This is a genomic window from Pseudomonas sp. BRM28, assembly GCF_002939405.1.
Taxonomy (GTDB): Bacteria; Pseudomonadota; Gammaproteobacteria; order Pseudomonadales; family Pseudomonadaceae; genus Aquipseudomonas; species Aquipseudomonas palmensis.
The window spans coordinates 4,734,105-4,757,453 of record NZ_PEFV01000001.1 but is presented as its reverse complement, the minus strand read 5'-3'; the positions used below and the strand labels follow the sequence as shown (position 1 = coordinate 4,757,453).

The 23,349-nt window shown below is 67.0% G+C and carries 15 protein-coding genes; 9 read left to right on the top strand and 6 right to left on the bottom strand.

Translation table 11 applies throughout. From position 1 onward, the window contains the following. Positions 1-104: 104 nt before the first annotated feature. Both CR917_RS28240 and CR917_RS22010 read right to left on the bottom strand, forming a co-directional pair. The gene (locus CR917_RS28240) at positions 105-884 is read right to left on the bottom strand and encodes a methyl-accepting chemotaxis protein (RefSeq protein WP_371920457.1); all 780 of its coding nucleotides are present in this window, start codon (positions 882-884) and stop codon (positions 105-107) included. A gap of 1,345 nt (positions 885-2,229) precedes the next feature. After that, positions 2,230-3,846, bottom strand: coding sequence for a PleD family two-component system response regulator (locus CR917_RS22010; protein WP_043860458.1), 1,617 nt, complete (start codon positions 3,844-3,846; stop codon positions 2,230-2,232). Positions 3,847-4,124: 278 nt separating this feature from the next. Here CR917_RS22010 and CR917_RS22005 point away from each other — a divergent pair, with 278 nt between their 5' ends. The 4 genes from CR917_RS22005 (at position 4,125) to speA (ending at position 8,363) form a co-directional block, all read left to right on the top strand. Beyond that, a complete protein-coding gene (locus CR917_RS22005; protein ID WP_104572964.1) occupies positions 4,125-5,198 on the top strand; it encodes a DUF2333 family protein in 1,074 nt (357 codons plus the stop codon). Continuing rightward, positions 5,198-5,734: an NUDIX hydrolase gene (locus CR917_RS22000; protein ID WP_043860456.1), complete on the top strand. Its 537-nt coding sequence runs from the start codon at positions 5,198-5,200 to the stop codon at positions 5,732-5,734. Before CR917_RS22005 ends, CR917_RS22000 begins: the two co-directional genes overlap by 1 nt. A 194-nt stretch (positions 5,735-5,928) precedes the next feature. Next, entirely contained in the window at positions 5,929-6,300 is a 372-nt protein-coding gene (locus CR917_RS21995; RefSeq protein ID WP_043860455.1) for a translation initiation factor Sui1, read from the top strand. Positions 6,301-6,449: 149 nt separating this feature from the next. Next, the gene (gene speA, locus CR917_RS21990) at positions 6,450-8,363 is read left to right on the top strand and encodes an arginine decarboxylase (protein ID WP_043860454.1); all 1,914 of its coding nucleotides are present in this window, start codon (positions 6,450-6,452) and stop codon (positions 8,361-8,363) included. An 82-nt stretch (positions 8,364-8,445) separates the two neighbouring features. On the opposite strand, the gene CR917_RS21985 is transcribed toward speA, so the two are convergent. Continuing rightward, positions 8,446-9,786 carry an MATE family efflux transporter gene (locus CR917_RS21985; RefSeq protein ID WP_104572963.1) on the bottom strand — a complete coding sequence of 447 codons (1,341 nt, stop codon included), beginning with the start codon at positions 9,784-9,786 and terminating at the stop codon, positions 8,446-8,448. A gap of 147 nt (positions 9,787-9,933) precedes the next feature. Here CR917_RS21985 and CR917_RS21980 point away from each other — a divergent pair, with 147 nt between their 5' ends. Beyond that, positions 9,934-14,883, top strand: a complete 4,950-nt coding sequence (locus CR917_RS21980) for an alpha-2-macroglobulin (protein WP_104572962.1) — start codon at positions 9,934-9,936, stop codon at positions 14,881-14,883. 70 nt (positions 14,884-14,953) lie between these two features. Here the strand turns inward: CR917_RS21980 and CR917_RS21975 are convergent, their stop codons facing one another. Continuing rightward, entirely contained in the window at positions 14,954-15,247 is a 294-nt protein-coding gene (locus CR917_RS21975) for a hypothetical protein (RefSeq protein ID WP_043860925.1), read from the bottom strand. Positions 15,248-15,351: 104 nt separating this feature from the next. Here CR917_RS21975 and pbpC point away from each other — a divergent pair, with 104 nt between their 5' ends. The 3 genes from pbpC to CR917_RS21960 all read left to right on the top strand — a co-directional run bounded on the left by pbpC (position 15,352) and on the right by CR917_RS21960 (position 21,362). Further along, positions 15,352-17,694 carry a peptidoglycan glycosyltransferase PbpC gene (gene pbpC, locus CR917_RS21970; RefSeq protein WP_104572961.1) on the top strand — a complete coding sequence of 781 codons (2,343 nt, stop codon included), beginning with the start codon at positions 15,352-15,354 and terminating at the stop codon, positions 17,692-17,694. Positions 17,695-17,980: 286 nt separating this feature from the next. Further along, positions 17,981-19,579: a collagen-like triple helix repeat-containing protein gene (locus tag CR917_RS21965; protein WP_309475761.1), complete on the top strand. Its 1,599-nt coding sequence runs from the start codon at positions 17,981-17,983 to the stop codon at positions 19,577-19,579. A gap of 109 nt (positions 19,580-19,688) precedes the next feature. Further along, positions 19,689-21,362: a ShlB/FhaC/HecB family hemolysin secretion/activation protein gene (locus CR917_RS21960; RefSeq protein WP_058540792.1), complete on the top strand. Its 1,674-nt coding sequence runs from the start codon at positions 19,689-19,691 to the stop codon at positions 21,360-21,362. A 93-nt stretch (positions 21,363-21,455) separates the two neighbouring features. Here the strand turns inward: CR917_RS21960 and CR917_RS21955 are convergent, their stop codons facing one another. Together CR917_RS21955 and CR917_RS21950 are read right to left on the bottom strand one after the other, a co-directional pair. Beyond that, positions 21,456-21,863, bottom strand: coding sequence for a response regulator (locus CR917_RS21955; RefSeq protein ID WP_043860929.1), 408 nt, complete (start codon positions 21,861-21,863; stop codon positions 21,456-21,458). A gap of 15 nt (positions 21,864-21,878) precedes the next feature. Then, positions 21,879-22,064, bottom strand: coding sequence for a Flp family type IVb pilin (locus CR917_RS21950; RefSeq protein ID WP_043860930.1), 186 nt, complete (start codon positions 22,062-22,064; stop codon positions 21,879-21,881). Between the two features lie 325 nt (positions 22,065-22,389). On the opposite strand from CR917_RS21950, the gene cpaB reads away from it, so the two are divergent. Beyond that, the gene (cpaB, locus tag CR917_RS21945; RefSeq protein ID WP_054916709.1) at positions 22,390-23,331 is read left to right on the top strand and encodes a Flp pilus assembly protein CpaB; all 942 of its coding nucleotides are present in this window, start codon (positions 22,390-22,392) and stop codon (positions 23,329-23,331) included. The last annotated feature ends 18 nt before the right edge of the window (positions 23,332-23,349 follow it).

The following is a 23,349-nucleotide window of genomic DNA, read 5'->3' as shown; positions in this document are numbered from 1 at the left end:
AGTTGAACCCATCGCGGGTCAAGCCCGCTCCCACAGACAATGCATCTGGCTCAATCAGGATGCATACCTGTGGGAGCGGGCTTGACCCGCGAGAGTCCCCTGGATCAGACCCGGAACGCCTGCACGGCGGTGTTCAGCTCCCCGCCCAGGCGCAGCAGATGCTCACCCTGCTCGCGCCCCTCGCCAATGCGCTCCAGGTTGTCCGCGCCCAGTTCGTGGATCCGTTCGCTATGGTCGCGAATCTCGCTCACCGCACCGCTCTGCTGCGCGGTCACGTCGGCGATGCGTACGGCGGTCTGCGCAATGGTCTGGATCGCCGCGACAATCTCGTCCAGCGCTCCATCGGCAGACTGCGCCTGCTGGGCAGTGGCCTCGGCGTGCTCCAGTTGCGCGCGCATGCCTTCCACCGATTCGCGTGCCGCCTGCTGCAGGCGCGCGATCAGGGTCTGGATTTCGCCGGTGGCACCGGTGGTGCGCTGGGCCAGCGAACGCACCTCCTCGGCCACCACGGCAAAGCCGCGGCCCATCTCGCCGGCCCTTGCCGCCTCGATGGCCGCATTCAGGGCCAGCAGGTTGGTCTGTTCGGCAATCGAGCGGATCACCGTGAGCACGCCGCCAATGGTCGCCGACTCCTGGGCCAGGCCCTCGATCATCTGTGCATTGCCCTGCACCTCGTCCACCAGCAGGCGCAGCCCGCTCAGGCTCTGACCGATCACCGCCTGGCCCTGTTCCACCGCCAGCCCCGCGTGGCGGCTGGCGTCGGCGGCCTGGCTGGCATCGCCGGCCACCTGGGTGATGGTGGCCTCCAGTTCGCCCAGCGCATCGCGGATCTGCGCGGTGTCGCCGGCCTGGCGCTCGGCGCCGTCGTGCAGCGCGCTGCTCATGCCGGCCAGGGCGTGGCTGCTACCGGCCACCTGCTCGGCGTTGCTGCGGATGGTGCCCACCAGGTCTACCAGGTAGGCACGCAGGCGGTTGAGCGAGTCCTGGATGTCGTGCATTTCGCGGTTGCTGCGCCCCAGCGCAATGGCCTGGCTGAAGTCGCCGCCGGCCCACTGCGAGAGCGCCGGCGCCAGGTTGCCCAGCACCCGCGCCAGGCGCCGCTGCAAGGTGTCGATGAGCAGGGCGATCAGCAGGATCAACCCGATCATCAGGCCCTGGATCACCCGCACTTCGCCCTGGATCTGCCCGTGCTGCGCGCGCACCCCCGGTTCCAGGTCGGCGATGGCCTGCTGCACGGCGGCCATGCGCGCCTGGGTGGTGGTGGCCAGTTCGGTACGGCGCTCGATCTGCGCGCGGGTGCGCTGCAGTTCTGCCGGGTAGCGCGCCAGCAAACTGCCCAGCTCGCGCTTGAGGGCCACGCCGACGTCTTCGGCGCTGGTGGTGGCCTCGCTCTGCAGGCCCATCATCGCGGCGAAGTCGTCGGCGCCGGATTCCACCGCCGCGGTCACGCCCAGCAATGGCAGGGCGTCGAGGGCTTTGGCCTGGGTGATGATCAGTTGCAGTTCGCGCTCCACCTCGTCGGCCAGCTCGCTGCGCCCGCTGCTCACCAGCTTGTCACGCGCCAGCGACAGGCGGCCCAGGTGCAGGCTGGCTTCCAGCAGTGCCGACTGGTAGTGCGCCGCCTCGGGGTGGCCGCTGTCGTGGGCGTAGCGGGCTAGCTGTTCGAGGTTGGCGCCCAGTTCGCGTTCGGCCTGCAGCAACAGGGCCTGGGGGTCGCCGGCGAGCTTGCCGGCGGCCAGCAGCTCATTGGCGGTGAATGCCTGCAGGGTGTCGAGGCTGGGGCGCAGTTGCGCGGCCAGCTCATCGGGCAGCTGGGCCAGTTCCTGTTGCAGGTCCTGGGTGCTTTGCAGGGCGGTGGCGTGGCGCAGGGCATCGCCACTGTTCAGGTAATCCTGGGTGTTGCGGGCCACCTGGTTCTGGAACTGCTGGGACAGCGCCAGGTAACGCTCCATCAACAGGTAGGGCTGTTCCAGGGCGCGTTGCGACCACCACAGGGTCGCCCCCAGGGCCAGGCACACGGTTACCAGCAGCAGGGTGTTCAGATTGGTCAGCAACTTCAGGCGCATGAGCGGGCTCTACCAACGGCGGGATGGCAAGTGCCTGAAGTTATTGCGTTTTTATGACGTGGTTATGACGATGGCAGGGGTGTTGCGAAATAAAGTGGCTATATGGTGGCCCTGTCGCCGGCAACGCCGGCTCCTACAGGGGCCGGGTTGCTGGCGAAAAGGCTCAGGCCTCGACCCGCTGTACGCAGTTGCGCCCCGCACCCTTGGCCAGGTACAGCGCCTCGTCCGCTGCGGTGGCCATGCTCAGCGCATCCAGCCCGTCGCTCAGTTGCACCACCCCGGCACTGAAGGTGCACGACAGGTCACGCGGCTGCGCCGGGTAGTGGATCTCGGCAAAGCGCCGGCGAATCTCGTCCAGCACCTTGTGCGCCGCGTGCAGGTCAGTGTTGGGCATCACGATGGCGAACTCTTCGCCGCCATAACGGCCGATGAAGTCGGTCTTGCGCAGGCGCTGCTTGAGAAACAGCGCCAGGCTCTTGATCACCCGGTCGCCCATGGGGTGGCCGTGGCTGTCGTTGACCTTCTTGAAGTGGTCGATGTCGAGCATGGCAAAGCTCAGCGGGCGGTCTTCGCGCCGCGCCCGGAAGCTGCAGTCTTCGAGCAGTTGCAGGATGTGCGTGTGGTTGTACAGCCCGGTGAGGCTGTCGCGCACCATGCGCGCCTTGAGGTTGCGCGCCCTGGCCGCACGGTTGCGCACGGTGGTGATCAGGTGGCGCGAACGGATCGGCTTGGTGAGGAAGTCGTCGCCACCCTCGCTCATGGCATCGAGCTGCTTGTCCAGGTCGTCCTCGGCCGACAGGTAGATGATCGGCACGCTCACATAGCGGTCGTTGTGGCGGATCACCTTGGCCAGCTCGGTGCCGGTGCAGGCGGGCATGTACATGTCGAGGATGATCAGGTCGGGCTGAAAGTCGGCCAGCTCGGCCATGGTCTGGATCGGATCGGTGAGGGTGCGGGTGACGATGCCGGCATTGTTGAGCAGGCGCTCGGTGTGCAGTGCCTGGGCACGCGAGTCGTCGATCACCAGCACCTTGAACGGTTCGTACTGGGTCACGCTGGTGAGCAGCTCGACCTTTTCCAGCAGGCTGGAGGCCTCCAGGGTACCGGTGAGAAATTCCTGGCCGCCGGCGCGTACCGCGGCAAGCCGGGTGGGGGTGTCGGTTTCGTGCAGGCTGAAGAACAGCAGCGGTACGCGCTGCTCCAGGCCCTGCTGGGCCTGGGCAGCCAGCTGCAGGCCCTGGCCCTGGCCGCCGAAGTCGACATCCATGACGATAGCCGCCGGCAGGCGCTCGGCCATCGAGGCCTGGAACGCCTCGGGGCTGTACAGCGGCTCGACCCCCAGGCCGAAGAACTCCAGCTGCTTGGCCAGGCGCTCGGCGCGCTCGTGGTCCTGCAGCATCACGTAGATGGGCTTGCGCAGCGGCGGCAGCGGGGTGCGCTCGAGCTGGTCGCCCTGGCGCAGGCCGGTACGCGACAGGCGCTGCATCAGGCGGTTGAGTTCGTTGATCAGGCTGCTGCTCAGGCGCGCGCTGTTGGCCTCCACCGCCGCCAGGGTCTGGCCGATGGCATCGGCCAGCAGGCTGTGCTCGGGTTGCTCGAAGCGTTCGGCGTAGCGCTGCAGGCGCAGGTTGGCCTCGCCCAGCTCGCTCAGGTCGCAGCTGGTCCACTCGCTGCGCTGCAGGCGCTGCCAGATCTCGAGAATTTGCCGGGCCTGGTGAATGACCCGCTGGGCAAAGTGTTGCTTGAGGCGCGCACGATTCGGGTCTTCTGGCTCGGTCATGTCCTGACTACTTGTAAGGGGTGAGGCAATTCGAGTGATGGCTCTATGCTAGCACCACTTTTCCGGCAATCGAGTGTGCTGCATCAATTAACTGGGGTGGCGCTAAATTCCTTTCCTGACCCGTTAGTCACTTATGCGAAGCGGCGCGCTTGATTTATAGTGCAGGCTTGGCTGGCGCCCCGGCCGCGCACGCTGGCACACAATGCTGGCCGGCGTGGGCACGAAGCGGGGGCCGCGCGGTCGAACCCTGGACACGACCTGACAGAAAGGACAACGCCATGCTGGACTGGAAAAACCGTACAGGCAAAGCCGAGGCACGCGAGCGGGTGGACGCCCGTGGCTCGGGCACCCGCAGCTACTTCGGCGGGCTGTTGTTCAGCCGGGCGCTGGGCACCCTGATCGGTCTGTACCTGCTGGTGACCATCGCCCTGGGCTGGTACTGGAGCCAGGAGTCCGACCTGTTCCCGGTGCAGCAGAACGCCCAGGCCGCCGCCGAGCGCAACGGCCAGCAGATGGTCGTCGGCTACACCACCGTCGAAACCCTAAAGACCGTGGTTGCCACCCTGCTCGACAAGCCAGGCGGCTACATCTCCAACGACCGCTTCCCGCCGGGCCTGTGGATGGACAACATGCCCAGCTGGGAATATGGCGTGCTGGTGCAGGTACGTGACCTCAGCCGTGCCCTGCGCAAGGACTTCGCCCGTTCGCAGTCTCAGTCGGCCGAAGACGCCGACCTTGCCAAGGCCGAGCCGCGCTTCAACTTCGACAACAAGAGCTGGATCCTGCCGTCGAGCGAGTCGGAGTACCAGGAAGGCATCAATTCGCTGAACCGCTACCAGAAGCGCCTGGCTTCGCCAGACCAGCAGGGCGCGCTGTTCTACACCCGTGCCGACAACCTCAACAACTGGCTGGGCGATGTGGCCACGCGCCTGGGCTCGCTGTCCCAGCGCCTGTCGGCCAGCGTGGGCCGGGTCAAGCTCAACACCACCCTCAAGACCGAATCGGTGGTGCCGGGCCAGGTGCCGCAGCTGGACGAGGAAGTGGTCGAGACGCCGTGGCTGCAGATCGACAACGTGTTCTATGAAGCCCGTGGCCAGGCCTGGGCGCTGTCGCACCTGCTGCGCGCCATCGAGGTCGACTTCGCCGACGTGCTGGCCAAGAAGAACGCCACCGTCAGCGTGCGCCAGATCATCCGTGAGCTGGAAGCCTCGCAGGAGCCGCTGTGGAGCCCGATGGTACTCAACGGCAGCGGCTTCGGCATGTGGGCCAACCACTCGCTGGTGATGGCCAACTACATTTCCCGCGCCAACGCCGCAGTGATCGACCTGCGCCAGCTGCTGTCCCAGGGCTGATGCTGTTCAGCCAGAGCGAGGCGGCGCACCGCGCCGCCTCGGATGCCGAGCGCATCGCCTGGGTCGACGAGCAGGACAACCTGCTCGGCGCCAAGCCGCGGGCCGAGCTGCGCGAGCAGGGGCTGATCGGGCGGGGCACCTACATCCTGCTGTTCAACAGTGCCGGCGAGCTGTGCGTGCACCAGCGTACCCTGAGCAAGGCGATCTACCCCGGCTACTGGGATGTGGCCGCCGGCGGCATGGTCGACGAGCACGAAAGCTACGAGCGCTGCGCCGCGCGCGAGCTGGCCGAGGAGCTGGGGGTGAGCGGCGTGTCGCTGAGCTTCCACGAGCGCTTCTTCTTCGACCAGCCTGGCAACCGGCTCTGGTGCGCTGTGTTCTCGGCGGTCTGGGACGGGCCTTTGCGCCTGCAGCCCGAGGAGGTCAGCCAGGCCCGCTTCATGCCCTTGCAGGCAGCCCTGGACGACAGCCTGAGCACCCCCTACTGCCCCGACTCGCTGGCGGCGCTGAACCGTTTCGTGGCGCGGCGCGGCTGACGTCGCGAAAGCCAAGCAAAATGGCGCAGTTTTGCACTTAGCATTCGGCGCAATTGTGGTTACACTGCGCGGCCTTTTCACCCTGCCACGGCTTGCCGCGGCAGGTGCGCTGCCCCTGCCAGAGTGGGGCTTCGCGGTCGGTACCTCGCCCCGGGGCATCGACCAGTTTTTGTCCTCAACGCAGAGGATCAAAAGTGGCCAAGAAAGCCGCATCATTCGCCGCCCTCGGTGGCCTGGTGTTCTCCACCGATGCAGGCCGGCATTGCCCGGACTGCAGCAAACCCGTCGATGCCTGCATCTGCAAGCAGACACTCATCCCCGAAGGCGACGGCATTGCCCGTGTGCGTCGTGAAAGCAAAGGCCGTGGCGGCAAGACGGTGACCACCATCAGTGGCGTACCGCTCCCCCTGGATCAACTCAAGGAACTGGCCACCACGCTCAAGCGGCGTTGTGGTACGGGCGGCGCGTTGAAAGACGGCGTCATCGAGATCCAGGGCGACCACGTCGAGTTGTTGCTGGCCGAGCTGATCAAGCAAGGCTTCAAGGCGAAAAAGTCCGGCGGCTGATGGCCGCTGCGAGGTTTTTCCTGCAGCACTTCTAAACTCGTTCCCTGGGTAGGGGTCTATGCCTGAACAGGGAGAATCGTCATCTTCATTTTCTACACTGGCCAGCACGCCCTGGCCGGTGTTCACGACTTTCTTTATAGGGGACTTCGATGTCCGTACGACGCACACGCAAAGACGATGGCAGCCAATGGACCGTGGCCGACAGCCGCAGTGTTTACGGCATTCGCCATTGGGGCGCGGGTTACTTCGCGATCAACGAGGCCGGGCGCGTCGAAGTACGCCCCAACGGGCCGGACAGTGCGCCGATCGACCTGTACGAGCAGGTCGACGAGCTGCGCCAGAGCGGCCTGTCGCTGCCGCTGCTGGTACGTTTCCCCGACATCCTGCAACACCGCGTGCGCCAGCTGACCGGCGCATTCGACGCCAACATCGCGCGCCTGGAGTACCAGAGCCAGTACACCGCGCTGTACCCGATCAAGGTCAACCAGCAGGAAGCGGTGGTGGAGAACATCATCGCCACGCAGAACGTGTCCATCGGCCTTGAGGCCGGTTCCAAGCCCGAGCTGCTGGCGGTGCTGGCGCTGGCGCCCAAGGGCGGCACCATCGTCTGCAACGGCTACAAGGACCGCGAGTTCATCCGCCTGGCGTTGATGGGGCAGAAACTGGGTCACAACGTGTTCATCGTGATCGAGAAAGAATCCGAAGTGGCACTGGTGATCGAGGAAGCCGCCGACCTCAAGGTCAAGCCGCAGGTCGGCCTGCGCGTGCGCCTGTCGTCGCTGGCTTCGAGCAAGTGGGCCGATACCGGCGGCGAGAAGTCCAAGTTCGGCCTGTCGGCTGCGCAACTGATTTCGGTAGTCCAGCGCTTTCGCGATGCCGGCCTGGACCAGGGCATTCGCCTGCTGCACTTTCACATGGGTTCGCAGATCGCCAACCTGGCGGACTACCAGCACGGCTTCAAGGAAGCCATCCGCTACTACGGCGAGCTGCGTGCGCTGGGCCTGCCAGTGGACCACATCGACGTGGGCGGCGGCCTGGGCGTGGACTACGACGGCACCCACTCGCGCAATGCCAGCTCGATCAACTACGACATGGACGACTACGCCGGCGTGGTGGTGGGCATGCTCAAGGAGTTCTGCGACGCGCAGGGCCTGCCGCACCCGCACATCTTCTCCGAGAGCGGCCGCGCGCTGACCGCGCACCACGCGATGCTGGTGGTGCAGGTAACCGACGTCGAGAAGCACAACGACGAAGTACCCGAGATCGAGGACAAGCAGAGCCTGCCCGAAACCGTGCAGTGGCTGGCCGACCTGCTGGGCCCGACCGACATCGAGATGGTCACCGAGACCTACTGGCGTGCCACCCACTACATGAGCGACGTGGCCGCGCAATACGCCGACGGCAAGATCACCCTCGCGCAGAAGGCCCTGGCCGAGCAGTGCTACTTTGCCGTGTGCCGCCGGTTGCACAACTCGCTCAAGGCGCGCCAGCGCTCGCACCGACAGGTGCTGGACGAGCTCAACGACAAGCTGGCCGACAAGTACATCTGCAACTTCTCGGTGTTCCAGAGCCTGCCCGACACCTGGGCCATCGGCCAGGTGCTGCCGATCCTGCCGCTGCATCGCCTGGGCGAAGAGCCGCTGCGCCGTGCGGTGCTGCAGGACCTGACCTGCGACTCGGACGGCAAGATCAACCAGTACGTCGACGAGCAGAGCATCGAGACCAGCCTGCCGGTACACGCCATCAACGAGGGCGAGGACTACCTGCTGGGGATCTTCCTGGTGGGCGCGTACCAGGAAATCCTCGGGGACATGCACAACCTGTTCGGTGACACCGACTCGGTGAACATCTACCAGAACCCCAACGGCAGCGTGTACCACGCCGGCATCGAGACCCACGACACCATCGAGGACATGCTGCGCTACGTGCACCTGTCGCCCGAAGAGCTGATGACCCACTACCGCGACAAATGCGCCAGCGCGAAGATCACGGCGCGTGAGCGTACCCAGTTCCTGGATGCCTTGCGCCTCGGGCTGACCCGCTCGTCCTACCTGTCCTCCTGACCGCTTTCGCCGGCAAGGCCGGCTCCTACAGGTTCATGCAATACCCTGTAGGAGCCGGCCTTGCCGGCGAAGAGGCCGTCATTCACGCCACAAACCACCCATCCCTACGCTGCAACCGCCACCCCATCACCCCCAGCGTCACCGCCCGCAGCCCCATGAACAGCAGAAAGCCCAGCCACAGCCCGTGGTTGCCCAGCCCGCTGGCCGCATAGGCGAACGGCAGTGCTATCGCCACGCTCAGCAGCATGCCGTTGCGCATCTCCCGTGCCCTTGTCGCGCCGATGAACAACCCGTCGAGCAGGTAGCTCCACACCGCCACCAGTGGCAGCAGCGCCAGGTATGGCAGGTACTCGAACGCCGTCTCGCGCACGCTGGGGATATCCGTCTGCAACTGGATGAACCAGTGCCCGCCCAGCAGGAACACCCCGGCAAACCCCAGGCTGACGATCAACGACCAGCCACACGCCACCGTCATCGAACGGCGCAATGCGCCGCGGTCCCCGGCGCCGATCGCATGTCCGCACAGTGCCTCCACCGCATGCGCCAGGCCGTCCAGTGCATACGCGGTCAGCAGCAGGCCGTTGAGCAGCAGCGCATTGGCCGCCACCGTCGCCTCGCCCAGGCGCGCACCCTGCACAGTGATCAGGAAGAACACCCCCTGCAACGCCAGGCTGCGAATGAAGATGTCGCGGTTCACGCTCAGCAGCGGGCGCCAGCTGTGCCAGCGCCTGAGCAGCGCCCAGGCCACCTGCCCGGGGTAGGCGCGCAGGGCCGGGCGCGTGAGCGCCAGGCCGAGCAGCGCGGCCGACCATTCGGCGATCACCGACGCCCGCGCCGAGCCCAGCACACCCCAGTCCAGCCCCAGCACGAACCACAGGTTGAGCACGATGTTGAGCAGGTTGGTGGTCAGCAGGATCGCCAGCGGGGCACGGGCGTTCTGCGTACCCAGAAACCACCCCACCAGGGCAAAGCTGGCCAGCGCTGCCGGCAGGCCGAGCAAGCGCGTGTGGAAGAACGCCAGGGTGTTTTCCTGCAGCGCGGCACTCGGTTGCATCAGGCCCAATGCCAGGTGGCTGAAGGGAATCGCCAGTGCCCCCAGCAGCACGGCGAACAGCAACGCCAGCAGCAGCCCCTGCACCAGCACCTGGCGCAGCGCGGCGCCGTCGGCGCGTCCGGCCGCCTGGGCGGCAAAGCCGGTGGAGCCCATGCGCAGGAAGCCCATCAGAAACGCCAGGAAGGTATACAGGCTGGCGCCCACCGCCACGGCGCCGAGCTGGTGCGCGTGGGGCAGGTGGCCGATCACGGCGCTGTCCACCAGTGCCACCATGGGCACGGAAATGTTGGAAAGAATCATCGGCGCGGCCAGCGCCCAGACCCTGTGGTGGGTCGGGCGGTCGCGCCAGTCGCTGAGTAGTCGGGACATGCAGGCTCCTTGAGAACCGGCATTGTAGCCGCCCCCGGCACTAAAACTGGTGAACGCTGTCTCACGCCGGGCGCCTCGATCAGCGATGCCCGCGAGCTTGCTATATAGTGCTCGTCTCAGACCCTGCTACCGGAAGAGTTACCCTCCATGCTCAACAAAGGATTGTGGCTGGCGTGCGCCATGGCGCTGCTCAGTGCTTGCGACTCGTCTACTGATAAACCGGCCCCGGCCCCCGCGCCAACGGAACAGGCCGCCCCGGTAGCCCCGGCGCCGGCCCCCGCCGAACCGGCCGCGCCCGCAGCTGCACCGGCCCCGGCGGCGACCCCGGCGCCCACCCAGGCGAGCCTGGGCGAGCGCTACGCCGGTCGCGAGCTGACGGTGGTAGACGTTTCCGAAGTGCAGGTCGACGGTGCCAGCGCCTTGTCGGTGACCTTCTCGGTGCCGCTGGACAAGGACCAGAACCTTGCCGAGCGCGTGCACCTGGTGGACACCACCCGGGGCAAGCTCGACGGCGCGTGGGAGCTCAGCGAAAACCAGATGGAGCTGCGCCTGCGCCACCTGGAGCCGCAGCGCAAGCTGGTGCTGACCGTGGATGCCGGCCTGCTCGGGGTGAACGGCAAGAAGCTCCCCAGCGAGTACGTCAGCCGCCTCGAAACCCGCGACATGCAGCCCACCGTGGGCTTCGCCAGCCGCGGCTCGCTGCTGCCCACGCGCCTGGCCGAAGGCCTGCCGGTGATCGCGCTGAACATCGACAAGGTGGACGTCGAGTTCTTCCGCATCAAGCCCGAGTCGATGTCCAGCTTCCTGGCCAGCTGGGGCCGCAACACCTCGCTCGAGTACTACAACTCCGAAGAGCTGTTGAGCAAGGCCGACCTGGTGTATGCCGGCCGCTTCGACCTGAACCCGGTGCGCAACACCCGCGAAACCCTGCTGCTGCCGATTGCCGGGATCAAGCCGTTGCAGGAACCGGGGGTGTACCTGGCGGTGATGCGTGCTTCGGGCCGCTACAACTATTCGCAGCCGGCCACCCTGTTCACCCTGAGTGACATCGGGCTGTCGGCGCATCGCTACACCAACCGCCTGGACGTGTTCACCCAGGCGCTGGACGGCGGCAAGGCCCTGGACGGGGTCAACCTCGAACTGCTCGACCGCGAAGGCAAGCTGCTGGCCCAGGCCAAGACCGACGGCGATGGCCATGCGCAATTGCCGATGCCGCCCAAGGCCGATGTACTGCTGGCCAAGCAGGGCGTGCACACCACCTTGCTGCGCCTGAACAGCGCCGCGCTCGACCTCTCCGAATTCGCGCTGACCGGGCCGCAGGCCAACCCGCTGCAGTTTTTCGTGTTCGGCCCGCGCGACCTCTATCGCCCGGGTGAAACCGTGCTGCTCAACGGCCTGCTGCGCGACCAGGACGGCAAGCCGGTGAAAGCCCAGCCGGTCAGTGTCGAGGTGCGTCGTCCGGATGAACAGGTCAGCCGCAAGTTCGTGTGGGAGGCCGATGCCAATGGCTTCTACCAGTACCAGTTGCAACTGGCCAGCGAAGCCCCGACCGGGCGCTGGCAGCTGGTGTTCGACCTGGGCGGCGGCAAGAAGCAGGTGTTCGAGTTCCTTGTCGAAGACTTCATGCCCGAGCGCCTGGCCCTGGAACTCAAGGGCAGCGCGACCCCGCTGAGCCCGGGTGAAACCGCTGAAATCCATGTCAATGGCCGCTACCTCTACGGCGCCCCGGCCTCGGGCAACCGCCTCAGCGGCCAGGCCTACGTGCGCCCGCTGCGCGAAGCGGTGCCGGCCTTGCCGGGCTACCAGTTCGGCTCGATCACCGAGGAAGACCTGAGCCACGACCTGGAACTGGACGAAACCACCCTGGACGCGTCGGGCGATGCCACGCTGCAGATCGAAAGCCGCTGGTCCGAGGCGCATTCGCCGCTGCAACTGAGCGTGCAGGCCAGCCTGCAGGAGTCCGGTGGCCGGCCGATCACCCGGCGCCTGGAGCAGCCGATCTGGCCGGCCGAGCGCATGCCCGGCCTGCGTGGGCTGTTCGACGGCGAAGAGGTCGACGGCAACACCCCGGTCGAGTTCGAACTGCTGATGGCCGACCGTGACGGCCACAAGCTGGCCGCCGACAACCTCAAGGTGCGCCTGATTCAGGAGCGCCGCGACTACTACTGGAACTATTCCTCCAGCGATGGTTGGGATTACAACTACAACGAGAAATTCCTGCTGCAGTCCGAGCAGCCGGTCAGCATCAAGGCCGGCAGCACTGCCAAGCTGAGCTTCCCGGTGGAATGGGGCCCGTACCGTGTCGAGGTCGAAGACCCGAGCACCGGCGTGACCAGCAGCGTGCGCTTCTGGGCTGGCTGGCGCGCCCAGGACAACACCGACGGCGGCGCCGTGCGCCCCGACCAGGTCAAGCTGGCGCTGGACAAGCCGGCCTACGCCGATGGCGCCACCGCGCAGATCACCGTGACCCCGCCGGCTGCCGGCAAGGGTTACCTGATCGTCGAGGGCAATGACGGCCCGCTGTGGTGGGAAGAAATCGACGTGCCTGCCGAAGGCAAGACCTACGCGGTCAAGCTCGACCCCAAATGGGCCCGCCACGACCTGTACGTCAGCGCCCTGGTGATCCGCCCTGGCGAGCGCAAGGCCAATGCCACGCCCAAACGTGCCGTGGGCGTGCTGCACCTGCCGCTGGATCGCGCCGAGCGCAAGCTGGCGCTGACCCTCAAGGCCCCGGAAAAGATGCGTCCCAAGCAGCCGCTCACCGTCAAGGTGCAGGCGCGCAATGCCGATGGCAGCATCCCCAAGCAGGTGCAGGTGCTGCTGGCCGCGGTGGACGTGGGCATTCTCAACATCACCAGCTACGCCACCCCCGACCCGTTCACCGGCATGTTCGGCCGCAAGGCCTACGGCGCCGACCAGCTGGATATCTACGGCCAGCTGATCGAAGCCGGGCAGGGCCGCCTGGCCAGCCTGGCATTCGGCGGTGACGCGGCCATGGCCAAGGGCGGCAAGCGTCCCAGCACCAGCGTGACCATCGTGGCCCTGCAGAGCGCCCCGGTGACCCTGGACGCCAAGGGCGAAGGTCAGGCGACGGTGGACATCCCCGACTTCAACGGCGAGCTTCGGGTGATGGCCCAGGCCTGGACCGACGAGCGCTTCGGCATGGCCGAGGCCAAGACCGTGGTCGCCGCGCCGCTGATCGCCGAACTGTCGGCCCCGCGTTTTCTGGCCGGCGGCGACCGTACCGAGCTGGCGCTGGACCTGTCCAACCTGTCGGGCAAGGCGCAGAAGTTCACGGTCAAGGTGACCACCGAGGGCCAGTTGAACCTGCTGACCCCGTCCGAGCAGCCACTGAGCCTGCGTGACGGCCAGCGCGTGACCTCGCTGCTGGGCGTGCAGGCCGTGGGTGGCCTGGGCCAGGGCAAGGTCAAGGTGCAGGTCAGCGGCCTGGTGCTGCCGGGCGAACCGAACACCGCCTTCACCCGCGAGTGGACCCTGGGCATTCGCCCGGCCTACCCGGCGCAGCTCAGGCACTACCGCGCCGCGCTCAAGGACCAGCCATGGACCTTGCCCGCCGAGGACCTGGCCGCGTTCGAACCCCAGGGCCTGGAGGCGATGCTGTCGCTGTCGAGCCGCCCGCCGCTGAACATCGCCGAGCAGATCCGTGCCCTCGAGGCTTATCCCTATGGCTGCCTGGAGCAGACCACCAGCGGGCTGTACCCGTCGCTGTACGCCGATGCCGAGACGCTCAAGCGCCTGGGCATCACGGGTGAAGAGCCCAAGGTGCGCCAGCGCAAGATCGAGATGGGCATCGAGCACCTGCTCGGCATGCAGCGCTACAACGGCAGCTTCGGCCTGTGGAGCGCGGACGACAGCGAGGAGTACTGGCTGACCGCCTACGTCACCGACTTCCTGCAGCGTGCTCGCGAGCAAGGCTACGCGGTGCCGCCCGAGGCGCTGAAAAAGGCCAACGAACGCCTGCTGCGCTACCTGCAGGAACGCAACCTGATCGAGCCGTACTACACCAGCAACGCCGAGCACAGCCGCTTCGCGGTACAGGCGTATGCGGCGCTGGTGCTGGCGCGTACCCAGCAGGCCCCGCTGGGTGCCCTGCGCAGCCTGTTCGAGCGCCGCGCCGATGCACGCTCGGGCCTGCCGCTGGTACAGCTGTCGATCGCACTGGACAAGATGGGCGACAAGCCGCGCTCGGCGCAGGCCCTGCAGGCGGGCCTGGCGGTCAAGCGTCAGGACGTGTGGCTGAGCGACTATGGCAGCCCGGTACGTGACGAGGCGCTGATCCTGGCCCTGCTCGAAGAGAACAAGCTGGCCACCGACCAGCTCGACCAGCGGCTGTTCGAGCTGTCGGACAAGATGGCCAGCAGCTCGTACCTGTCCACCCAGGAGCGCAATGCGCTGTTCATGGCCGGGCGTGGCATGCTCAAGCAGCCTGAAGGCCGCTGGAGTGCACGCCTGGACAGCGCGGGCGAGCTGCGCGACCTGGGCCCGACCCAGGCCGGGCTCAAGCTGGAGGGGCCGTTGCTGGCCTCGCCGCTGACCGTGACCAACACCAGCGACAAGACCGTGTACCAGCAGTTGACCGTGTCGGGTTACCCGCGCTTCGCACCCCGTGCGGTGGGCACCAACATGAGCATCTACCGCGAGTACCTGGGCATGAATGGCCGGGCACTGAACATCAAGGCGCTCAAGAGTGGCGACCTGGTGCTGGTGCACATTGGTATCCGCGCCAACGAGCGGGTGCCGGACGCGCTGATCGTCGACCTGCTGCCGGCGGGCCTGGAGCTGGAAAACCAGAACCTGGCGCAAAGTGCCGCCAGCCTGGACAACGCCAGCAGTGCAGTGAAGGAATGGCGTGAAGCAATGCAGAACGCCAACGTGGTGCACCAGGAGTTTCGCGATGACCGCTACGTGGCGGCGATGAACGTCGACCCGTATGGCGTGACGCACCTGCTGTACCTGGCCCGTGCGGTCACGCCGGGCACCTACCGCGTGCCGCCGGTGCAGGTGGAGTCGATGTACCGGCCCAACTGGCAGGCGGTGGGCGAGAGCCCGGGTGACATGGTGATTCTGGGGCGCTAGCAGTTGCCCCTTCGCCGGCAAGGCCGGCTCCTGCAGACGCCTGTAGGAGCCGGCCTTGCCGGCGAAGCTTCTAGCGCACCACCCAGCTCAACACCCACAACCCCAGCATCAGCCAGATGATCCCCATGATGATCGAGGCGCGCATGAACGCGCGCACCGCCGAGTACAGCAACAGCAGGCCGATCACCAGCATCAGGATGCTGACCAGCGAGGTGTCCATGCCCAGTGTGCGTGCCAGGCCGTCGATGAAGTTGCCGCCGGCATTGGCCAGCAGATTGAACAACCCGCTCAGGGCATCCACCACGAAGCGGATCACCGCGCCGAGCGCTTGCCCCAGCCATTCGAAAAAACCTTCTACATGCATAATCGCTTCCTGATCGACGCTACGGCGCAGTCGCCGTGCCCAGAGCTTTGGCCATCATCCTGCCGGCTCGGTTCCTCACCCACGCAAAAAGGTGTCCGCGCCTGATGTTCAGCTTAGCCCGACCCCGCTCGCGCATCGCCCGGCTGCTGTGCGCCGCCTTTGCCGGCGTGCTGTTGCTGTGGCTGGCTGATCGCCTGTGGCCATTGCCGATGCCGGCCGACGATCTGGCGCGGGTGGTGCTGGCCGAAGACGGCACGCCGCTGTGGCGCTTTGCCGATGCCGAGGGCGTGTGGCGCTACCCGGTCACCCTTGATCAGGTGTCGCCTTACTACCTCGAAGCCTTGCTCACCTACGAGGACCGCTGGTTCTACCGGCACCCCGGGGTCAACCCGCTGGCCCTGGGCCGTGCCGCCTGGCAGAACCTCACGGGCGGGCGCGTGCTGTCGGGCGGCAGCACGCTGTCGATGCAGGTGGCGCGCCTGCTCGACCCGCACTCGCGCACGCTGCCGGGCAAGTTGCGCCAGGTGTGGCGCACCGCGCAGCTGGAATGGCACCTGTCCAAACGCCAGATCCTGGAGCTGTACCTCAACCGCGCACCGTTCGGCGGCACCCTGCAGGGTGTGGCGGCGGCCAGCTGGGCGTACCTGGGCAAGTCGCCCTTGCAACTGACCCCGGCCGAGGCTGCGCTGCTGGCGGTGCTGCCCCAGGCGCCCAGCCGTCTGCGCCCCGACCGCCACCCGGAGCGCGCGCGCCTGGCCCGGGACAAGGTGCTGCAACGCCTGGGCGAGTACCAGGTGTGGCCGCAGCAGCGCATCGCCGAAGCGCAGGAAGAACCGCTGCTGCTGGCACCACGCCAGGAGCCGGCGTTGGCTCCGCTGCTGGCTCGCCGGCTGAACCGTGCCGACAGCCCGCCGCTGATCCACACCACCCTCGATGCTGCGCTGCAACGGCGCCTGGAAGACCTGCTGCTGGGCTGGCGCGCACGCCTGCCCGAGCGCACTTCGGCGGCGATCCTGGTGGTGGAGTCGCAGACCATGGCAGTGCGCGCCTACCTGGGGTCGGTGGACCTTGGCGATGAGCGCCGTTTCGGCCACGTCGACATGATCACTGCCCTGCGTTCGCCGGGCTCGACCCTCAAGCCGTTCCTGTACGGCATGGCCATGGATGACGGCCTGATCCATTCGGAGTCGTTGCTGCAGGATGTGCCACGCCGCTATGGCGACTATCGCCCCGGCAATTTCTCGATGGGTTTCAGTGGCCCGGTGGCGGCCAGCTCGGCATTGGCGTTGTCGCTCAACCTGCCGGCGGTGCAGTTGCTCGAAGCCTACGGGCCCAAGCGCTTTGCCGCGCAGATGCGCATGGGCGGCATGCCGCTGAGCCTGCCGACGGCGGCCGAGCCGAACCTGTCGCTGATCCTGGGCGGCGCCGGCAGCCGCCTCGAAGACCTGGTCAGTGGCTACAGTGCGTTCGCCCGCGACGGCATGAGCGCGCCGCTGCGCCTGCAACCGGATGCGCCGCTGGTCGAGCGCCGGCTGCTGTCGCCGGGCTCGGCGTGGATCATCCGGCGCATCCTCAGTGGCCAGGCACGTCCCGACCGCGACCCGCACGCCGAACTGGTGCAGCGCCCGCAGCTGGCCTGGAAGACCGGCACCAGCTACGGCTTTCGCGATGCCTGGTCGATCGGCGTGGGGCCGCGCTACCTGATCGGCATCTGGATCGGCCGCCCCGACGGCACTCCGGTGCCGGGGCAGTTCGGCCTGGCCTCGGCCGCGCCGCTGATGCTGCAGGTGCATGACGTGCTGAGCAACCGCGACAGCCAGCGCGGCATTGCCGCCCCGGTGCCGGCAGTGCCGGGCAACGTTGGGGTGGCGGCGGTCTGCTGGCCGCTGGGCCAGCCGATGGCACGTACCGACCCCAACTGCCGGCGCCAGCGCTTTGCCTGGACCCTGGACAACACCACGCCGCCGACCCTGCTCGCGCAGGACCAGCCCCTGGGGGTGGGGCTGCTGGAGAAGGTGTGGGTGAATGCCCGGGGCCTGCGGGTGGATGCAGCCTGTGCGGGGGCCGCGCCGCGCGACATCGCGCTGTGGCCGGCACCACTGGACCCGTGGTTGCCGCGCCTGGAGCGGCGCGAGGCGCGTTTGCCGGCCATCGACCCGAGCTGCCCGCCGCAGGTACCGGCCAGTGCCGCGCCGTTGTCGGTGGTGGGGATACGCCCGGGCGACCAGTTGCGCCGTCCCGCCACCAGCCGCGATGCCCTGCACCTGAGCGTTTCGGCGCTGGGTGGCGAAGGCCAGCGCTGGTGGTTCCTCAACGGCGCACCCCTGGGCGAGACCACAGCCCAGGCGGCGCTGGCCGTGAACCTGGAGGAGGTGGGGCGCTACGAGCTCAGCGTGCTGGATGCCAGCGGGCAGACCGCGCGGGTCGAGTTCCAGGTCAACGACTGACCGCGCACCCGTAAGATGGATATAACGCGAAAGGGGAAGGGCTGCCAAAGCACCTTCCCCTTGCTTTCAAGTGCCTGAAGCAAAAGGGCTTTTGCTGGTGCTGCGACTGTATATATCGGGTTAATACCAAGCTCAGAATTGTTCCCCTTGCGCCTGCGCGCTCAGATAGCTGCAACGGACGTGGAGTGGCCGGAAACCCGGTGCTTCACACCTATAAAAGCAGCGGCAGCAGTAGCAGGGAGTCGCCATGAAAACTCAAGCGTGGATCAAAGCAAGTACGGCAGTGATGTTGATCTTGACCGTGAGCCTGGCCGGTTGCAGCAGCGGCGGTGGCGGTCACAAGAGTCACGTAAGCAGTTCCACACCCGATTCGGGTACCGATGGCGGCAGTGGTGGTGGCGGTACCGGCGGCGGTACTGACGGTGGTGGCGGTACAGGTGGTGGCGGTACGGACGGCGGTGGTGGTACTGGCGGTGGCGGTACGGACGGCGGTGGTGGTACTGGCGGTGGCGGTACGGACGGCGGTGGTGGCACTGGCGGTGGCGGTACGGACGGCGGTGGTGGCACCGGCGGTGGCGGTACGGATGGCGGCGGTGGCAACAACGGCGGTGGCGGTAACAATGGCGGCGGTGGCAACAATGGTGGTGGCGGCAACAACGGTGGTGGCACGACCTCGACCACGGTCGTCGGCCAGGTGGTGGCCCAGGTTGGCAGCGGCGTGTCGGGCGTGGGCACGGGCGTGTCCGGCGTGGGCAACGCCGTCAGTGGCGTACCGGTAGTGGGCAGCACCGGTGCCGGCGACCTGGTGACGGCCACCGGCAACGCCGTCACCAGCATCGGCGATGGCCTGGGCAAGGGCCTGGGTACGCTTGGCACTGGCAGCAATGCCCTGGGCGAGACGGTCAAGGGCGTGGGCAACGGGGTGTCGGATATCGGCGGCGGGGTCAAGTCGGTGGCCAGCAGCCAGTTGATCGAACAGATACCCGTGGTCAACGGTGTGGTGGACAAGGTCGGCGACGTGGTGGTGATGCTTGGCGATACCCTCAGCACCCAGAGCACCACCGGTAAGCTGGGCAACCTGAACCAGCAATTGAGCAACCAGGTGGTCAAGGTGGTGTCGCTGGTGGAAGGCGCCACCGGCAAGGTGGGTGATGCCACCGGGGTGGGTGCACCGGTCAGCGGCCTGTTGAACAAGGTTGGCAGCGCAGTCGACGGGGTGGGCGACAAGGTCGCCAGTGCCGGCAACGGCAACCCGCTGACCACCGCCGTCGGCGGGCTGGTAAGCCATGTCGGCACGGCGGTCGGCACCAGCGGTGGCCTGGTCAACACCGGCACCGGCAGCGGTGGCAGCGCCCCCGGTGCGGGGCTGCTGGAAACCGCCGGTGGCGCCGTGGCGGGCCTGGGCAGCGGGCTCGGCGCCGGCAGCAGCAACGGCCTGCTCGACGCCGCAGGCAGCACGGTCAACAAGGTGGGCCAGACCGTGGCCTCGCTGGGGCCGGTACTGGGCGGCAATGGCGTGGCCAGCGTGCCGGCCGGGGTGCCCACCGCTGCGTTGGGCAACAGCGTCGGCGCTGGCCTCACCCCGGTGGTGAGCGGTGTGACCAGCGTTACCCAGCAGGTAGGCGCGGCAACCGGCATCGGTGCGCCGGTCAACGGCCTGGTCACCCAGGTGGGCAGCGCAGTCAGCGGGGTGGGCAATCAGATTGCCGCAGCCGGCAACAACCCGGTCACCACCCAGTTGGGGGCGACGGTCAATGCCGTGGGCGGCACCGTGGGCCAGGTCGGTACCCTGGTCAACGGCAACGGGCAAGGGGGCGGCGGCGTGGGCGGTCTGCTCAATGGCCTGACCACCGGCCTGAAAGGCGGCCTCGGGGGTAACAAGTAACTAAATGGCCATCATCGATTAGACGATTTTACGGGCAACACCTACGCTTGAGGCTGACGAGGGAACCGTCTTTGGTTCCCTCGTATTTTTCAGGATCATGGAGTGTCCTATGCGATCGATGTTCGTCGCGTTATTGGGTCTGTCCTGGGTGGCTTCGCTGCATGCCGAGCCCCTGCCGAGCTTCCTCAACAGCAACGAGACCGAGCGCAAGCTGCCAGCGCCCAACCTGCCCGCCGATGCCTTTCGCCCCGTCACTCCCCAACTGAACCTGCCCGCACCGGATGCCGGCCAGCAGCCACAGCCGCTGCTGATGGGCACGCGGGTGCGCGTGCAGCGGGTGCGCATCGAAGGCGGCACCATCTACCCGCTCAGCGAACTGCGCGACAACTACCAGGGCCTGCTCGACCGCGAGGTGACCCTGGGCGAGCTGATCGAGGCCACCCGCCGCCTCACCCAGCGCTACCAGCAGGATGGCTACCTGTTGTCGTATGCCTACCTGCCGCCGCAGGACTTCGCCGAAGGCCGTCTGCGCGTGGTGCTGGTGGAAGGCTACATACGTGATTACGAACTGCAGGGCGATGTGGGGCCGGTGTCGGCCTACCTCGACAAGCTGGTGGGCAAGCTCAAGGCCGAGCGCCCGCTCACCCGCAAGACCTTCGAACGCTACACCGCGCTGATGAGCCGGGTGCCGGGCCTGACCTTGCAGGCCCAGGTGCCGCCGCCGGGCACCACCGACGGCGCCACGCGGCTGATCGCGCAGGCCTCGCGCAAGCCGTTCACCAGTACCTTGAGCCTCACCGACGGCAGCCGCGACGACACCCAGGCGCTGCTCGGCCTGAACAGCAACGCCCAGACCGCGGTGGCCGAGCAGTTGAGCTTCAGCGCGCTGTTCCCGCCGGGGCAGGATGACGAACGCTACTACCGTCTCGACTACTCGCAGTACGTGGACGCCGAAGGCACCCAGCTCAATCTTTCGGCCTCGACCTACCGCAGCAACCCGGCGGCGCGGGTGCGCCTGGAGAACGGCATAGACCTCAAGCAGCACCGCGAGAACGACCGTTACTCCATCGGCCTGAGCCAGGCGCTGATCGCCTCGAGCAACGAATGGCTGAACGTGGCAGCGCGCTTCTATGCGGTGAACGACAGCACCGACTACCGGGTGATCGGCCTGCCATTGAAGGTCAGTACCCGCACCGATGTGCGCGCCTTTGCCTTCGAGGCAGACTGGAGCAAGTCGGACGCGCAGCAGCTGCGCATCCTCAGTGCCGGTGTGTACCAGGGCCTCGATCACTTCGGTGCCAAGACCGACAGCGACTACGACCTGGACTTCCTGCGCCTGCGCCTGTCGGGGGTGCAGAGCGACCGGTTCTTGCAGAACTGGCAGGGGGTGGCATCGGCGGCGCTGTACTGGACCGACGACAGCCTGCCCGACAGCGAGCGCGCGGTGTTCGGCGGGCAGAACTTCGGCCGCGGCTACCCCAGCGATCAGGCTTCCGGCGACAAGGGCTGGGGTGCGGCATACGAGGTCAACTACAGTTTCAAGCGCGATGGCAGCTGGCTCAAGGTACTGCAGCCGTACGTGGTGGTGGACGCCGCGCGTACCTGGTTCAACGAGCTGGCGGTGCGTGATTCACGGCTGTCGTCGGCGGCGCTGGGGCTGCGCTTTGGCGATGCGCGCTACTACAACATCTCGCTGGAGGCGGCCAAGCCGATGTCGGATATCGCGCTGGACAGCTTCAATCGGCGGCCACGGTATACGTTGAGTTTCAGTTACCAGCTGTGACGACCGATCGCGGGTCAAGCCCGCTCCCACAAGGTATGCGCACTACCTGTGGGGAGCGGGCTTGACCCGCGATGGCCGCGTGGCGGCCAGGCGTTACTGAACCAGTTGCAGGCGGGGCTTGGGGAACAGGTTGTCCAGGGTCTCCAGCAGGCGCAGGTGGTAGATCGGCTTGCGGAACAGGTCGAGTACCTGCAGGCGCAGCAGATCGCTGACCGCATCCATGTCGGCATGCCCCGAGGTGACGATCACCGGCAGGTGCTGACGCGCCGTGTGCTCGCGCAGGCGCCTGATCAGCGAGATGCCGCTCTCTTCCGGCATGTTCAGGTCGGTGATCACCAGGGCAATGTCGGGATGTCGCGTCAACTGCTGCAGGGCGAGCTTGACCGAGGTTGCCGTGTGACAACAGAAGCCCTCGCCCTCCAGCAGCTCGGCCAGCTCCAGCAGTGCGTCTTCTTCGTCATCCACCAGCAGCAGCTGTTGACGTGAGTGGGAAGCCGGCATGTTCAGTTCCTGTCATCAGGCTGAGGGCAGGGCGGCGACGATGTCGTCGAAGACCTTTTTCACCCCGCCCCCCACATCGGTCGAGACCCCGATGATCACCACGGCCACCATGGCGGCCACGATGGCATATTCGATACCGGACGCGCCGTCCTTGCGATGGAAGAACAGCTTGCAGTGCTTGAGGATGCGGGAAAGGACCATGGTACTTCTCCTTGCGCCACAGGCGCGGGTAATGGGGCCCGGAAAACGGTGATTCCCCTTTGCCATCACAGCATCGTCAAGCGGTTCGAAACCGGCAAATGTAAGAAGGCATTAATACCAAAGTAAGGGTGTCAACGCTGGCGCCAATAAGCTGTTGTTTTCAGGGGGTGTCGGGTTTCGGACCGAAAAAAAACTGACGGGTAATGGCGTTTTGTCCTAGCTGCGCTACCGTCAAATAGCGAAATAGTTACTTGCAACTTCATGTTTGCGGGCCAGTTCGCACACCGCGCGGCCGAAGGGATGTTCAGGCAGAGGGAGCGCCGACATGAGCAGTCGCATCACCATGATCCTTGCCGTGCTGTTCCTGATCGGTGCCGTGCTGGCAGGTTACTGGGGGCTGGTGCTCAGCCGTGCATCCGAGGCACCGGAGCCCCCGCAAGCGGCGGCGCCAGGGCCGGCCGGACCGGCTCAGCCGGTGGACCAGGCCACGGAGGCTGGCACCGACGCATTGCGCAAGCCCGTGCTGGTGCTGCGCCGCGACGTACCCGCCTACACCGTGCTGACAGCCGAGGATCTGAGTGTCGAGCGCCTGCTGGTGGCCCCGGCCGGCAGCTTCCAGCGCCCCGAGCAGGTGCTGGGCCGCACCAGCTGGCGGGCCCTGCCTGCAGGTACCTGGCTGGAGGAGAGCAGTTTCGAGGCCGGTGGGCCACTGGCGCGCATGATCCACCCCGGCGAGCGCGCCCTGGCGGTGGCGGTGGACGAAGTGGTCGGCGCCGCCGGACAACTGCGCCCCGGCGACTACGTGGATGTGCTGCTGTACCTGCGCGAAGACAACCTCAACCCGCAGGCCTCGGCCCAGGTGGCCGTGCCGGCCTTGCGCCTGCTCAGCGTGGGCGAGCAACTGGGGCTGGCCAACGATGGCCGCCCGCCGGAGGCCGACACCGATGCCAAGGCGGCCCAGGAACAGCGTCGCGCCATGGCGCGCACCGTGGTGCTGGCGGTACCTGAAGCCCTGGCCAGCCGCCTGTTGCTGGCCGCCCAGGCAGGCAGCCTGCGCCTGGCGGTACGCAGCGCCGAAGAGAAACGCCTGGCCAGCTACTGGGCCGACCCGCAGGCCGCTGCACCGCAACTGGACAACGCCAACCGCGACCTCTTTCGCTTCAGTCAACTGGCCATGACCCCGGCCGCCGCCCCGGTTGCAGGCCAGGCGCCCAGGCACCAGATGCAGATCATTCGAGGCCCCCAGGCTTCAACGCCCACCCCCTGATCGAAGCAAGGATGCCCG

Bases quoted from the DNA above. Each gene is read 5' to 3' on its own strand.
- CR917_RS22005 (WP_104572964.1), top strand. From the start codon at position 4,125: ATGCTGGACTGGAAAAACCGTACAGGCAAAGCCGAGGCACGCGAGCGG.
- cpaB (WP_054916709.1), top strand. From the start codon at position 22,390: ATGAGCAGTCGCATCACCATGATCCTTGCCGTGCTGTTCCTGATCGGT.
- CR917_RS28240 (WP_371920457.1), bottom strand. From the start codon at position 884: ATGAGCAGCGCGCTGCACGACGGCGCCGAGCGCCAGGCCGGCGACACC.
- CR917_RS21965 (WP_309475761.1), top strand. From the start codon at position 17,981: ATGTTGATCTTGACCGTGAGCCTGGCCGGTTGCAGCAGCGGCGGTGGC.
- pbpC (WP_104572961.1), top strand. From the start codon at position 15,352: ATGTTCAGCTTAGCCCGACCCCGCTCGCGCATCGCCCGGCTGCTGTGC.
- speA (WP_043860454.1), top strand. From the start codon at position 6,450: ATGTCCGTACGACGCACACGCAAAGACGATGGCAGCCAATGGACCGTG.
- CR917_RS21985 (WP_104572963.1), bottom strand. From the start codon at position 9,786: ATGTCCCGACTACTCAGCGACTGGCGCGACCGCCCGACCCACCACAGG.
- CR917_RS21950 (WP_043860930.1), bottom strand. From the start codon at position 22,064: ATGGTCCTTTCCCGCATCCTCAAGCACTGCAAGCTGTTCTTCCATCGC.
- CR917_RS21980 (WP_104572962.1), top strand. From the start codon at position 9,934: ATGCTCAACAAAGGATTGTGGCTGGCGTGCGCCATGGCGCTGCTCAGT.
- CR917_RS21955 (WP_043860929.1), bottom strand. From the start codon at position 21,863: ATGCCGGCTTCCCACTCACGTCAACAGCTGCTGCTGGTGGATGACGAA.
- CR917_RS21960 (WP_058540792.1), top strand. From the start codon at position 19,689: ATGCGATCGATGTTCGTCGCGTTATTGGGTCTGTCCTGGGTGGCTTCG.
- CR917_RS21975 (WP_043860925.1), bottom strand. From the start codon at position 15,247: ATGCATGTAGAAGGTTTTTTCGAATGGCTGGGGCAAGCGCTCGGCGCG.
- CR917_RS22000 (WP_043860456.1), top strand. From the start codon at position 5,198: ATGCTGTTCAGCCAGAGCGAGGCGGCGCACCGCGCCGCCTCGGATGCC.
- CR917_RS22010 (WP_043860458.1), bottom strand. From the start codon at position 3,846: ATGACCGAGCCAGAAGACCCGAATCGTGCGCGCCTCAAGCAACACTTT.